The following is a 13,459-nucleotide window of genomic DNA, read 5'->3' on the forward strand; positions in this document are numbered from 1 at the left end:
CTACCTGAATGTTACCTTGAATCAATAGACCTCACCTATTTATTTAAGGTAACTTTTTTCACAAAAGATTCCTTAATTTGCTACTAAATCAACCTTCCACCGGGCACTATCAGCTGTTCGCCTGCAACATAAAGAAGTTACCATAAAGTAGCTGTTTCGCACCAGAAGCATCCGCCAGGCGAGCTTAAGTGAACCCGCTTAAATACTTGAAAGTCCAACCAATAGAAGAGCCTCAACCAGCTCTTCTATTGCTTCTGTTAATCTTTCGGCTCCCAAAGTTCAATTAAATTTCCCTCCGGATCCAGCACATGGACAAACTTCCCATAATCATATTCGGCAATTTCATCCACGATAGTTACATCATTTTTCTTAAGCTCCTCCAACAGGAGGTCCAAATTCTCCACCCTGTAATTGATCATGAAGGGTTTAGAAGAGGGAAAATGTTTGGTATCCTGTGGGAAGGTACACCAGGTAGTAGAACCTTTCTTCGAGGGGTCAGCGGCATCAAGCCATTCAAAGGTGGCCCCATAATCACTGTTGGGTAAGCCCAGATTCTTAGCATACCATTCGTTCATTGCCTTCGGATCTTCGCATTTAAAAAATACGCCTCCAAGGCCAGTTACTTTTTTCATAAAGGTTTATTTTTTGAAAATATAAGCAATTGAAAGTCAAGCTTACAACTTGAATTAAAAGAGTTTCGAAAATTCTTTCAATAAAAGGTATTTCTTATTAAAATCAAATCGCGACCTGATTTTGGTCAGTCCTGAAAACCATAATGCCTCCTAAATTTACTTAACATTTTACAGCTATGATATGGAACCTGCTATAAAAAAACTGGAAAACCTCCAAAATTTGCTGAATTATGAAGTATGTAAATTTCAGGTCGCCGAAATCCATTTAGGACACATTCTTCCTAACTGGCTTGAGCATACAGAATCCTACAAATTAAGATCAGTATTAGAAAAATATGAGAACATGATCCGCGAACATTCAGAGAAACTAGATAAGTTTATTTTGGATGAAGGGATTACTTCAGAGAGTGTTGAGAACCAGGTGATGAACGCCTTTATTCAGGAAACCGCGGAGATACTAGACCTCTGTCTGGACCATCCTTTAAGGGATGCCGCATTACTTGCTTGCATACAGAGTATTAACCATTATAAGATCAGTGTTTATGGCACAGCAGCTGCTTTTTCCAATGCCCTGAACATGCCCAGGTATGCCACCATCTTTCACGAGATAGAAGTAAATGAAAAACAGATAGACGACAGGCTATCGCAGCTTGCAGAATTTGAAATAAATAGCAAGGCGAAGGTTCCCGAACGAGTTGGAAATCTTCATGCCAACGGTTTTTCCTTGCCATGATCCTAATTATCAGTCTGTAGGCCTTAATCGGTAGTTCCATAAAAACTACAAACACCAACAATGAAAAACATCAGGTCATGTATCAGTTAAATCAGAATTTTCGGTTCAGTCCCACAAATTTTATGGGAGATATAGGTAAGGTAAACAGAATTTATCCACGCAGTTATCGAAACCAAAGGCTTAAAGTTGCAGATTATATCTCCGGGTTTTTCCTTCTAAAACACAGCGGGAAACTATCGCAAGAAAGCATCAATAGGAAAAGACTGGCTGTATTACCGGTGAAAGGAGAAAATGTTATTTCCAAAATCTACTTCCAAAACCGCATGAAACTGCACTATGTCAATTACTTTCAAGACCAATTGAATTATTTATCGGCCGTTTTACGGAACTGCATCCCAATTACAAAACTGATGAAAAACGAGCAAAACTTGCAAATGATAAGTAAACAGATAAGTTTTCTTCGGCTTGCAGCAAATAAGATCGAAGCAGATATCAGCACCAACCACTGCCAGCTCAAGGATGCGCTCCTAAGTAGTTCAAAGGTTAAATTACACTTGGTGGAAAGGGACGAAGCAAGGAATAGCTTTGACATTTCCATATTTCTCTCTACGTTAGCAAATACCAAAAAAGATATTATTCAGGTGTTTAAAAAAGTAAGTGCATTAAAAAAACTTTTCGAAGGAGAGATAGTGTAACCTAAAACAAGATACCTCTTTTGTAATCAGCCCTACCTAAAGCCTGGACGCGCCATGTTCAGGCTTTTTTCCTTAAGTCATTTTCATCTTCCGCTGGCGAACTATCCATCGGTTGAAAAGCATGTTCCGGGTACGCGACTGCTCCAGCCCACAGCAGTCGCAGAACCTTATTCTACCTTCAGGATTATATCTCCAGTAGTGTAAGTCGAATTTGCAGCGGTTGATCTTTGGCATAAGCAATCTTTACAAACAGATAAGAAAAATATGATTACAGTTAAGGATTCAAAATTACAAATGCCAGAGCGGGCAATTACTAAAACAGCATGAAAAGCTCTATCATTATCTAATTTTGCAAGTATTTTGCAGGAGAAAACCGCCCTGAAGCCTCTTAAAGGCCATTTCTTTAAGCCTACTAATTTTAGCTGATCTGTTCCAGATCGTTGAAATAGGTTAATGGCATCATACCTGTTTCCTTTTTGAAGGCCCGATAAAAGGTAGAAACACTATTGAAACCAGACTCAAAAGCAACTCCATCTACGGTCATTGACGAAGACTTATCAGGGTAAGAATCAATAAATGACTGAACACGGTAAGCATTGACCCAGTCACGAAAGTTTTTACCTAAAATGGTATTGATCACATAAGAACAATGATGGGAAGGGATAGCCAAATCCTTTGCCAGGTCAAGCATCTGAAAATTGCTATTTAAAAAAGGTCTTTCCTTTTCCATATAGGTGGTAATTGCCTCAAAATAGATCTGAGCATATTCTTCCGAAATCTTTGACCGTCTCACTACCTTTTCTTCACCAGAACCGGTCTCTTCATCTCCTTGCTCCGGTACTAAAACTCCCTGTACCTCCCCTTCCTTCAAATCATTCCAGGCATCCCCACGCAACAAAAGGTAATTATAAAGCAGCGTTGGCTGATGAACCATATAAATGATAAAACCAAGAAGCGTAAGATATTTTGTAGTGATGATGATTGGAATAAGGTTATGTACTATGGGTAACTCTTCTCCCCAATGGGATATAAATAAGGAAATGCTGGTTAAGTGAGCCAGTGTAGTCGAAATCAGGATCGCAAATAGCCATTTCCTCTCCTTATCTTCTCGTCTCTTAATTATTTCAGATCTGCCAAATTCCCTCCAACCGAGCAAAAGATACCAGAGAAACAAAGCATGTCGTGCAAAATAGTAATAGTAAACCGGGAATAAGCCATTCTTGACCGCTGTAAAAAACAAACCCTTCTCCATTGCCTCCTGTGCTACCACATCTGAATTAACACCAGAAAAAAGAACGGTATAAACAGATTCGATCAGGATCAGGGTAGGAATAACGAAGTGCCAGAAGTCCTGCTTTCTCAACCCCTTCTCCTTTTGAATAAAAGACCGGATGTAGAGATAGAAACATGCCGGAGCAACGAAACTTATTGGAGCAAGGCTTTTAATCAGATAAGGATAGTTTATAAGTTCCCTGGAATTGATCAACATAAACAAAACGTCCTGGCCCACCCTGGCAAGGAAGGGCACCATAAGCAGACGATTGAGAAAACGATCTCCCCTGCCTGAAAAAAACAGATGAAAACAGAAAATTAACAGAAACAGATTTGCAGCACCTGCAATCAAATTCCAGAAAACCATAAATCCCCTTTACCAACGCAAGCAGCGCCTTTTCTAAATCTCATTTATTCGACTCTCCGTTTGTACGATGAGCCGCTCAACTTGTTACGAGAAGGACTATGATAAGGATTTTTTTTGACTTCTTACACTATTAACCTAAAACGCAGTAAAACAAAATTCTCCCGACGGCGTGTAACGATTGTTCATTGAATTAATTTCGTTCAGTCTGATGTGCCTTTTAGAATCTTTATGAACGCCTCCCTGCATCGATGATCCTACTTCAAGAATCCACAGCTTAGTAACAGTCTGGAAGCTCCTAAAGAAAACATAAGAATTGCTATTCCAAAGGAGATATTCATAAGGATCCCACTCATACCAAATACCCATGACGAAATATCAAAACGGTTAATGATAAAGGAACCAATACGCATAAAGTAGGGATGAGTAAGGTAGATCAGAAAAACGCTTTTATTAGTAAAAGCTCTGCCGAAGTTAAACTTAGCTCTTTTCCGATAGAAGATCAGCAGCAGGAGTCCAGTAAATAGTATATTAGATAAACGCAGCACGTTTCCAAAGTCAGTATAGGGGTCGTGACGATGGATCCACTGCGACTCTTTAATAGCAACCGCATAAAACAACACCAGGAGAGGTAGAAAAGCGAAAGGATAATATTTCCAGCCAGTAACTTTCTCGTAAACCATTTGAAAGACATTACTATAACGATAGATCAGCCGGCCACAAAAAAAGAAAGACAAAAAGCCGAGAAAAGCATAGGAATGGGCACTTTCGAAAAGTCTGAGATAAATATTAGCCGAATAAAAAAGGGTGATCACTGTAAAAAGCAAGACCAGCCACCTTACCTGACTTACCTTCGTGATAAAGAAATTTAATAATTGAATAATGATCAGGTTGATAATGAACCAGTAGTTTGTTTTAAATAAAACCGTATTAATTGCCTCGCCTACTGTTACCTCAGGGCCTCTTTCCTTTCCATAGTAAGGTGAAATGAAATATTCGAAAAAGAACCATGGAAATACAAAGAGAAGATACGGCAGAAGGATATTCCTGAATTTCTTTTTCACCAGTTCCTTTACCGGATACTTCTTAATGGATTTTTCAAAGAAATAGCCTGAAATGACCATAAAAAGTATACTTCCATAATTCACAAGCTGCAGATAAAGAAAGCCTGGAAGATCCTGATTATTACCCCCTCTGTAAATTCCTGACACTGCATGATGAAGCACTACCCCGATTACCGCAATCGTTCGAAGATTCTGTATGGATTGTGAGTAGGGTTTCTCAGACATGATGGTTCAGGATTTATAAGAAATATTGCTTAGCCAAAACTAAAAAAGAATTTCAGCACTGAAAACACTATCAAGAGTTTATTGTCAACACGCGCGGTACACTGTATTTTTACTCAATTCTACGCCCCTTTTACTTCTCCAAAAATGATCTGGAACACACCTCTTCTTGAGCAAAAACGGAACAGCAATGATTCTAATCACTTCAGTTTAAGAGAAGCCTACACTCTTGTACTTTTACCTCCAAACCTATCTCATTAGGCATTTTATACTTTATCCGCTTACAGTAATATAACAATGAAAAGGGCCTTACTCGTAGTTTTTGCATGTTTTACTTTTACCCAAACCTTCTCTCAATACAATTTTTACCGGCTGGCGGCCGGGGGCTTTGCGGGTCCTAACACGGCGTTTGCCGACGTCTCAAAAAAGATCCCTGCACCAACCATTGGAGGAGCACTCGATTGGTTCGTCACGCCTTTTACAACTATCGGACTGGAATTACAAAAAGGGATACTTAGCGGGGGTGATAGAATGAGGGACCCGCATCTGCGATTCTTCCAAAATAATTATAGTACCCTAACTCTTGGCACGAAAGTCCATTTGGGACAGGTAATTGACTTTCGTAACAGCAATTTCCTGTACGCCATCAAACACTTATACATGGGGATTGGAATTGGCGTAATAAAAAACAGCATCAAAGAGGATAAAATAGTCAGAATACAACCAGGTACGGGTTGGCAATTCCCGGGAACAGATAAAAGCACCAATGTTACCGTTCCGGTCAATGCAGGGATGAACTTTAACATTGTAGACCGTTGGGGTTATACCAGGTATATCTTTAATATCAACTACCAGTTAAATATTACGGCAGGTGAAGGACTAGATGGTTATAATGATGCATCTTTCGGCTCTCCCTGGAGTAATATTCCTGATATGTATGGCTTTGCCTCTGTTGGTTTGAAATTTTGTTTTGGCCCTCAAGGTCTATACTACTAAAAAAATAACCTCGCCAAAAAGCTTTTTAATTATTTTTTTATAACCTTTTACGTACACATAGCGTATAAAGCAGTCATCTCGGCCTTTCGCTATGTTTACTGAAAGTAACATCTGGTGCATAATTACATTGAGTACAGGAATAAAAGACCTTTGTGCGGCATTGTCAGCGAACATACTCGCGGAAGGATTTTTGTCCAGAACGAGTAACACACTTACTGGCCTATGCGTCTTTTCCAGAAATAATAATCTTATTCTCGTTGAAGGAGATAAAGAGAAAGTGCACGAATCCTATCAAAAATCAAAGAAAAATCCCTACCATCATAGTATCATTAAGATTTACGATGGCCCTGTTCCCTTCCGTTGCTTCGAAGATTACCCTTTAGCATTTAAGGCCCTTGCCCCAAGTATTTATAAAGAGCTCGACACCTTTAAAACTCCCGGGCAATTGGAATACTTTGAAGAATACCTTAAAATAGATCATATCTCCTCGATTCTGGTTAAGAACTTTATTATCAATAATAGTTAATACTTATACTTTTGCCACCTTCCAGCTTCCGCGACTGAACAACCATAAAGTAAAAATCCCCACAGAAGTCTCCGACACAAAGACAGCCCAGAATACACCCGCTTCCTTCAGGTTAAAATGGATCGCCAGCGTATAGGATAATGGGATCTGGATCAACCAAAAGAAAACCAGATTAATCAGCGTTGGTGTTTTGGTATCTCCCGACCCGTTAAAGGCAGAAGTGGAAACCATCCACCAGCCATAAACGAAATAAGAGAAGGATAAGATACGCAGCCATTCTGCTCCCACCCTGATCACATTCTCATCCTGAGTAAAAATCTGCATTAAAGAACGGTTAAAAAAGAAGTAGATCACCGAAACGCAAAGCAGGAATATCATATTATAGCATCCTGTCTTCCATACAGCCGACTCGGCCCGGTCGGGACTACCAGCTCCAAGGTTCTGCCCCACTAATGTAGCAGCAGCATTAGACATGCCCCAGGCCGGCATCATGGTAAACATCATGATCCGCATCGCGATCGTCGAGCCCGCTACAGCTTCACTTCCTACTTCTGCAAGGATACGCATCAGAAAGATCCAGGAGGTCATGGCGATGATCATCTGACCTATTCCTCCTAAAGCTGTGCGAAAAATGCCCCCCATGATCTTTAGATGCCAGCGCACCTGTGATAACTTCACCCCGATATGTTTGCCTCCCTTTAGTAGAAGATAGATTTGACTAAGCACACCAATACCGCGGCCGAGGTTAGTAGCTATCGCTGCCCCTTCTATTCCGAAGGCAGGAAAGGGCCCATATCCAAAGATCAAAAGAGGACAAAGAATAATGTTCAAACCATTAGAGATCCAGAGTATCCGCATGGCAATAGCAGCATCTCCGGCACCACGGAAAATGGCATTAATTACAAACAATAGTACGATCACCAAATTCCCGCCAAGCATCCATTGCGTATAATGATAACCATGGTTGATTGACCATTCGTCCGCTCCCATCAAAGCAAGTAGTTCCTTCGCATAAAAAATCCCACCTAAAGCAAAGGGTATCGAAGCCAGAACCCCCAAAAAAACAGATTGTACCGCAGCGATAGATGCGTCTTCCTTATTCTTCTCGCCTACCCTTCTGGCAATAGTAGCTGTAATAGCAGTTGCCAGTCCCATGGCAATAGAATACAGCAGGAACAGATAAGTTTCGGTAAGCCCTACAGTGGCCACAGCAGAAGCACCCAACCGACTTACAAAATAAATATCAACCACTGCAAAAGTCGATTCCATTACCAGTTCAAGGATCATGGGTACAGCCAGAAGAAAAATTGCTCTTTTAAGACCGATTTTAGTATAGTCTGCTTCCGTGCCCATAATAGCCCCCTTAAGCTCTTGCCAAATTGAAGAGCGGGGCTCACGGAACATTTCTTGATCAATGTTTGCTTCATTCATAGGTCTCGGAGGTGTTTTAGGTTAATGCAATCAGCTTTATAGGCTATTACAAAGGTACTTAGCTGATTGAATATAGAAAGCAGCAATCTCGACAAATTGCGGGGGTATTTGCGACATTGTTAATCAGAAAAGAAACTGTGATCCCAAGCGGAGGAATAAACCTTGCTTCACACGATCCTTAGAACGCATATTTTGTGCAGTACCTCGGGCAGTCTTTCAAACATTCTCCAGGCAAGGCAAAGATTTAGACGGGAATACCCGAAACACCGGGTAACGGAGCTCTGAGTAAACAAACGGAATGAAAGATAATGTAATGGAGTAGTTGACAGGATGTGTGCGGTCTGGGCAAAGGGAATTAAACGGAAAACCTGATCAATGTTGTAACATTTACCTGGTTTCCCGCGTAAAAAATAGTGCGTTAATAAAATAGAGGGTCGGGTCCCATATCCGCCCTTTCTTTTATTTCTTTCAAAAGGGATAAAAGATCTATCAGACACTACCGTGTCGCCATCCTTCTAATAAATTGGTCATCACAACTCGGTAAAGTATTAGCTGCTAAGAGGCAATTTTGAATTTGCTAAAATGATGATTTTTAATGAATGATTAATTAAAATTATTGAGAATAAAATAACCTATTTTTGAAACAGCGATCTACCTTAAACAATGCAGGACATTATTAATTTTTTTTCAGATATCTTCTCTACTGAATTCTGGCCGGCCCGCTGGAACTGCGGTTTATGGACAGACTTTCACGGTTGGCTCTATATTATAGCAGAATTAATGATTTGGGCTGCCTATTTCGCCATTCCCTTTCTATTGTTCCGTATCATTTCTCAAAGAAAAGATCTGCCCTTTTCAAAAATAGTCTGGCTATTTATTGCCTTTATCCTGCTCTGTGGATCTACACATCTCATGGATGCCCTTATATTCTGGTGGCCCGCCTACCGCTTTAGCGCGCTTCTGAAGTTCATCACCGGTGTGGTTTCTCTTTTCACTGTCTACGCCCTTTATAAGATCATGCCTCAGCTTCTACACCTGCGAACCTCAGAAGATCTTGAAGCTGTTTCCGAAAAAAGAAGAAAAGCAGAATTGCAGTTCTCTAACGTCTTCAACTTTTCGGCAGTGGGAATGGCTTTAGTCTCTGCTGAAGGAAAATGGCTAAGGGTCATCAAGGCTGTCCTCGACTTCCTGGGTTATACCGAATCAGAGTTACTGGAACTTAACTTTCAGCAGATCACACACCCCGAAGATCTTGTTGATGATGAAAAAAACATCGAGATGATGCTCTGCGGCGAAATAAGAAGCTACCAAATGGAGAAACGGTATATCAAAAAAGATGGGAGCATCTCCTGGGCTTTACTTACGGTATCGCTGGTGAGGAATGAAGACGGGACTCCCGATTTTTTTATTTCTCAGATAACGGATATCAACAACAGTAAGAAGCTGATCAACACCATCGACCTGATGAACAAGAAGGACGAGTTTATGACGATCGCTGCTCACGAACTGAAGACTCCTATTACAAGTGTTAAGGGCGCCTTGCAAATTGTAGAGAGCAATCTAAGAAGATCAGAAGATGGCGGAAAAAACCAACCCTTCATAGAGATAGCTAACAAGCAAATTAAAAAATTAACCTGGATAGTGAACGATCTCCTGGATGTAACGAAAATTCAAGCAGGAAAACTCCTTATCAATATTGCTTCATTCCAGGTGCAAAGCCTCATAGAAGAAGCAATAGATCAGGTACGTTACGAGAAGAAGGAAAGAGCTATACAACTGGAAGGCGATCTGTCAGCCTTTATAGAGGGCGACAAAGTGAGATTGGAGCAGGTATTAGTTAATCTACTAACCAACGCAATCAAATACTCCCCTAAAGGAGGAGACATCCTGATCAGGGTAGAATACTTGGAAGAAAAGCTACGAATATCTGTAATTGATCAAGGTATCGGGATAGATCCTGATAAGATCCCCTTACTCTTTCAGCGGTTTTTCAGGGTCGAAAACACTTCGCAGAACTTCTCAGGATTAGGAATGGGATTATACATCTCCTCGGAGATCATTAAAGCTCACGATGGGGAGATTGGTGTTGAGAGTAAAATGGGAGAAGGAGCAACTTTCTGGTTTAATCTTCCCTTAAAGACAAAAACCATCCCGCCTATCATCCTATTAGCCAATTAATGCCCTCCTTCCCGACCTGATTGTCATAACATTGTAATTACTACTTGACAAAGTTCTGCAAGCCTAGTTGAATCATACACCAAACCTTGTTGAATGTTTCCACAATTTTCATTTTTCTTATTTTGAAACAAACAGCCAGGATCGCTGTTAAAGGGGCTTTTTCTCACAAAACGCACATTTGGCACAGATCTTAATTTAAAAGTTAAAGAGTTTAGAGTCTAATTTCTTTAATTAAAATCGTTGTAACGCCCTTTCAACCCGGTACGTAAGGGTGTACATTGTCTATGAGTTTATGAGTTTATTTATGAAAAGGTTTTATCAAGGGGCATTTGTCTTTACCGCCCTAAGTTTATTTGCTTGCAAGAAAGACAATATCACTCCAGAAGAACAAGAGTTTAAGATCACTGAAAAAGTAGCAGCTATATCAACAACTACTAGTAGTAGCACAGGAATATTAACACCGAACGCGGTAGGTCTAAATGGGAATGGATCTACAGACAACCGTACAAATTTGCAGAATTTAATAAATTCATATGCTGCAAAAGGTCAGACCCTGGTACTACCGGCCGGAAGATTTTTGATCTCCAATGAAATAATCATTCCAAGCAATGCTTCTATTCAGGGGCAAGGTGAAAGCACAGAGATCTTCTTAAACAATGGTTCAACCACAAACAGAAGGGTATTCCGGGTTCCAACTCAAAAAAGCAATATAAAGATCAAGAACATTAAATTGAATGCCAACTATGCGGGGAATACTGGCGCTCAATTAGTTGCTATGTATGTAACAGATAATGTAAAGACAGTATCCTTTGAGAATGTAACCTTCTCAGGAAGCCGTGATGCAGGCACGCTAACCGTAAAAGGAATGAACGCATATCAGGTAGTAGGCCTTAGTGTGATCAACTGTAAATTCACAGATGCAGGTCGCAGTTTGGTTGAACTAAGAGGAACAAAAGATGTAATTGTAACGGGAAATCAATTTACCCGGTGGGGACTACAAAATGCATCTTCTCCAGGGTTTCAATTGCAAAGTCAGGACAACATTAATGTAAATATCTCCGGCAATACATTCAATAACACTAACGGTATTCAATTCGCTATCGAATGTGCAGCAGCTTATGTTAGAAATTCCACTATTTCTAACAACACCTTCAACGATCCTAATGGTCGCGGTGGCAATGGGATCTCTGGATATTTCATGAGTTCAACGATCACGAAGAACGTAATGAACGGAGGGGTTGGAAATCACCGCAGTGGTTTAGAGATCTTCGGCTCTTACAATAACTTAACCTATAATACTATCACAGCAGGAAGTATTGCCATCTCTGGTGGCTTCAAGGAAGATGCAACAATGGTGACTATTGCAAATAATAATGTTAAGACCAAAAATGATAATGTTGGTGGAATTCAATTAGGAGGAAGCAGCTATAACCTCAACAATATTAAGATCCAGAACAATACTATTGATACACGTGCTTCTAAAGGTAATTCTTCAGCTATTGTTTTAGGTACCTATAATACAACCCGCGTAGTTTCAGACATCACCGTTTCTGGCAATACCGTTTACACGAATTGCCACTGTATCCGCGCTCAGGCTTTGGCCGGCAGTAAAAACATCTATATTAATAACAATTATTGGAAAACGGGATACACCTGGCTGGGTATGATCACCAATACATTCTCCAATATAACAGGCAGCGGTAACGTGAACGAACTTTCCAATAAGAGTGTTAGTTACAGCACCTCTATGACACCGGTTGCAGTAAAATAAAACAACAAACACAAAGAAGGAAAGGCTGTACGATGAACGTAGAGCCTTTCCTTGTCTATCTACTTCTTAAATAGTAAGTTTTTTAGCAGCAAGGAGGTTCAGAAATGTTTTAAACGAAGAATAATCTTGCACAAGCTTGTCAAATACGTGCCATAGCTATGACGAAACTAAGTCCTGCCAGTCCGTAAATTTGCCCCGGATTTCCGGGACGGAAATTTACTCACATACATACTATGGACAATCAAAACACCGCATATTCTATTTTAGAACTTGCACTTGTTCCTCAAGGCAGTACTATAAAAGAGACCCTTAATAACTCCCTCGTATTAGCAAAAGAAGCAGAGAAACATCATTACAAGCGCTTTTGGTTTGCCGAGCACCATAATTCAGGTTATATCGGAAGCAGCGCTCCCTCTATCCTTATCGGCTACGTGGCTGAGAATACAGAGAAAATAAGAGTGGGATCAGGAGGTATTATGCTCCCCAATCACTCTCCCTTCATTGTAGCAGAGCAATTTGGAACCTTAGGTCATTTATACCCGGATCGTATCGACCTGGGTTTGGGAAGAGCCCCCGGCACAGATCCTCAGACCTCCCAGGCTATCCGTTCTGATTTCATGCAGGCGGCCCATGCATTTCCCGATGAAGTAGAGAAAATACAGGACTACTTTTCGATAGAGAACCAGTTCTCAAAAGTCAGAGCGGCTATCGCTGAAGGAACAGATGTTCCTCTTTACATTCTTGGTTCCAGTACAGACAGCGCTCATCTTGCCGCAAAAAAAGGCTTACCTTATGCTTTTGCCAGTCACTTTGCTTCAACGCATCTTTTAACTGCACTCAAAATTTACAATGAAGAATTCCAACCTTCGGAATTTTTGCAAAAACCTTATACCATAGCAGGAATAAACGTTTTTGTGGCAGATACGGATGAAGAAGCAGAAAGGCTGTTCACTACCTTGATCCGGATGTTCGCAGGTGTTCTAACAGGAGTTCCGGAAGCACTAAAGCGTCCTACAGAATTAACACCAGAACTAAAAGAAATGCTCAAGCACCCCTTGCTATCACAAATGCTGAAGTATTCTTTCGTAGGGAATAAAGAAACGGTTCAAAAACAGGTTCAGCAATTTCTAGCCGAAACACAGGTGGATGAATTGATTGCAGTATCGCCCACTTATGCGTTAGAAGACCGCCTGAAATCAGTCAGACTTTTTGCAGAAATAATGAAAAATTTAAATACCGAAGCTATTTCATAAAGCTTCGGTATGATATTTATTTACAATCACATTTAGGTCATTGTATTTTACCAGCACCTGATGGATCCCTTTATATTCAACAAAGATCATATAAGGTTGTCCTTTTTTAAATCCTGGAAATCCTTTTCCCACGTACCTCAGGTTCTGTCCCGGAATTAATTTCTTTTCTGCTTTAATCATGGTGATGTCGATTGCGTTAATTACTATTTAAGAAGCATGAGGAGAAGAGGTGCTACTTCAGCACAAGCCAAAAGAGCAACAGAAGCTACCTTTGATTGTTTCAGGTTTAGTTTAATCACTATCTAATCAACCACGCTACTTT

At 40.4% G+C, this 13,459-nt stretch carries 12 protein-coding genes; 7 read left to right on the forward strand and 5 right to left on the reverse strand.

Features of this window, described 5'->3' with window-relative positions; genetic code table 11:
* Window positions 1–257: 257 nt before the first annotated feature.
* On the reverse strand, window positions 258–632 hold the full coding sequence (locus tag J4N24_RS05335) for a VOC family protein (protein WP_207532629.1): 375 nt from the start codon (window positions 630–632) through the stop codon (window positions 258–260).
* A 181-nt stretch (window positions 633–813) separates the two neighbouring features.
* Here J4N24_RS05335 and J4N24_RS05340 point away from each other — a divergent pair, with 181 nt between their 5' ends.
* On the forward strand, window positions 814–1,365 hold the full coding sequence (locus J4N24_RS05340) for a YciE/YciF ferroxidase family protein (RefSeq protein ID WP_207532630.1): 552 nt from the start codon (window positions 814–816) through the stop codon (window positions 1,363–1,365).
* Window positions 1,366–1,775: 410 nt separating this feature from the next.
* On the forward strand, window positions 1,776–2,060 hold the full coding sequence (locus J4N24_RS05345; RefSeq protein WP_207532631.1) for a hypothetical protein: 285 nt from the start codon (window positions 1,776–1,778) through the stop codon (window positions 2,058–2,060).
* A 418-nt stretch (window positions 2,061–2,478) separates the two neighbouring features.
* Here J4N24_RS05345 and J4N24_RS05350 read toward each other — a convergent pair whose 3' ends face one another.
* Both J4N24_RS05350 and J4N24_RS05355 read right to left on the reverse strand, forming a co-directional pair.
* Entirely contained in the window at window positions 2,479–3,591 is a 1,113-nt protein-coding gene (locus J4N24_RS05350; RefSeq protein WP_207532632.1) for an AraC family transcriptional regulator, read from the reverse strand.
* Between the two features lie 362 nt (window positions 3,592–3,953).
* Window positions 3,954–4,985, reverse strand: coding sequence for an acyltransferase family protein (locus tag J4N24_RS05355; protein ID WP_207532633.1), 1,032 nt, complete (start codon window positions 4,983–4,985; stop codon window positions 3,954–3,956).
* A gap of 294 nt (window positions 4,986–5,279) precedes the next feature.
* On the opposite strand from J4N24_RS05355, the gene J4N24_RS05360 reads away from it, so the two are divergent.
* Both J4N24_RS05360 and J4N24_RS05365 read left to right on the forward strand, forming a co-directional pair.
* Window positions 5,280–5,978 carry a hypothetical protein gene (locus tag J4N24_RS05360; RefSeq protein ID WP_207532634.1) on the forward strand — a complete coding sequence of 233 codons (699 nt, stop codon included), beginning with the start codon at window positions 5,280–5,282 and terminating at the stop codon, window positions 5,976–5,978.
* 91 nt (window positions 5,979–6,069) lie between these two features.
* Window positions 6,070–6,504, forward strand: coding sequence for a BLUF domain-containing protein (locus J4N24_RS05365; protein ID WP_207532635.1), 435 nt, complete (start codon window positions 6,070–6,072; stop codon window positions 6,502–6,504).
* A gap of 3 nt (window positions 6,505–6,507) precedes the next feature.
* Here J4N24_RS05365 and J4N24_RS05370 read toward each other — a convergent pair whose 3' ends face one another.
* Window positions 6,508–7,935, reverse strand: coding sequence for an MATE family efflux transporter (locus J4N24_RS05370; RefSeq protein ID WP_242691519.1), 1,428 nt, complete (start codon window positions 7,933–7,935; stop codon window positions 6,508–6,510).
* A gap of 663 nt (window positions 7,936–8,598) precedes the next feature.
* Between J4N24_RS05370 and J4N24_RS05375 the strand changes: the two genes are divergently transcribed.
* The 3 genes from J4N24_RS05375 (at window position 8,599) to J4N24_RS05385 (ending at window position 13,137) form a co-directional block, all read left to right on the forward strand.
* A complete protein-coding gene (locus J4N24_RS05375; RefSeq protein WP_207532636.1) occupies window positions 8,599–10,113 on the forward strand; it encodes a sensor histidine kinase in 1,515 nt (504 codons plus the stop codon).
* Window positions 10,114–10,417: 304 nt separating this feature from the next.
* The gene (locus J4N24_RS05380; RefSeq protein ID WP_207532637.1) at window positions 10,418–11,884 is read left to right on the forward strand and encodes a glycosyl hydrolase family 28-related protein; all 1,467 of its coding nucleotides are present in this window, start codon (window positions 10,418–10,420) and stop codon (window positions 11,882–11,884) included.
* Window positions 11,885–12,117: 233 nt separating this feature from the next.
* The gene (locus J4N24_RS05385) at window positions 12,118–13,137 is read left to right on the forward strand and encodes an LLM class flavin-dependent oxidoreductase (RefSeq protein WP_207532638.1); all 1,020 of its coding nucleotides are present in this window, start codon (window positions 12,118–12,120) and stop codon (window positions 13,135–13,137) included.
* Here the strand turns inward: J4N24_RS05385 and J4N24_RS05390 are convergent.
* Window positions 13,132–13,317: a hypothetical protein gene (locus J4N24_RS05390; RefSeq protein ID WP_207532639.1), complete on the reverse strand. Its 186-nt coding sequence runs from the start codon at window positions 13,315–13,317 to the stop codon at window positions 13,132–13,134. The genes J4N24_RS05385 and J4N24_RS05390 overlap by 6 nt on opposite strands.
* Window positions 13,318–13,459: the final 142 nt, after the last annotated feature.

The sequence above is a fragment of the Desertivirga arenae genome, assembly GCF_017355785.1.
GTDB lineage: Bacteria > Bacteroidota > Bacteroidia > Sphingobacteriales > Sphingobacteriaceae > Desertivirga > Desertivirga arenae.

Bases quoted from the DNA above. Each gene is read 5' to 3' on its own strand.
- J4N24_RS05350 (WP_207532632.1), bottom strand. From the start codon at position 3,591: ATGGTGCCCTTCCTTGCCAGGGTGGGCCAGGACGTTTTGTTTATGTTG.
- J4N24_RS05340 (WP_207532630.1), top strand. From the start codon at position 814: ATGGAACCTGCTATAAAAAAACTGGAAAACCTCCAAAATTTGCTGAAT.
- J4N24_RS05335 (WP_207532629.1), bottom strand. From the start codon at position 632: ATGAAAAAAGTAACTGGCCTTGGAGGCGTATTTTTTAAATGCGAAGAT.
- J4N24_RS05345 (WP_207532631.1), top strand. From the start codon at position 1,776: ATGAAAAACGAGCAAAACTTGCAAATGATAAGTAAACAGATAAGTTTT.
- J4N24_RS05360 (WP_207532634.1), top strand. From the start codon at position 5,280: ATGAAAAGGGCCTTACTCGTAGTTTTTGCATGTTTTACTTTTACCCAA.
- J4N24_RS05370 (WP_242691519.1), bottom strand. From the start codon at position 7,935: ATGAATGAAGCAAACATTGATCAAGAAATGTTCCGTGAGCCCCGCTCT.
- J4N24_RS05385 (WP_207532638.1), top strand. From the start codon at position 12,118: ATGGACAATCAAAACACCGCATATTCTATTTTAGAACTTGCACTTGTT.
- J4N24_RS05355 (WP_207532633.1), bottom strand. From the start codon at position 4,985: ATGTCTGAGAAACCCTACTCACAATCCATACAGAATCTTCGAACGATT.
- J4N24_RS05380 (WP_207532637.1), top strand. From the start codon at position 10,418: ATGAAAAGGTTTTATCAAGGGGCATTTGTCTTTACCGCCCTAAGTTTA.
- J4N24_RS05365 (WP_207532635.1), top strand. From the start codon at position 6,070: ATGTTTACTGAAAGTAACATCTGGTGCATAATTACATTGAGTACAGGA.
- J4N24_RS05390 (WP_207532639.1), bottom strand. From the start codon at position 13,317: ATGATTAAAGCAGAAAAGAAATTAATTCCGGGACAGAACCTGAGGTAC.
- J4N24_RS05375 (WP_207532636.1), top strand. From the start codon at position 8,599: ATGCAGGACATTATTAATTTTTTTTCAGATATCTTCTCTACTGAATTC.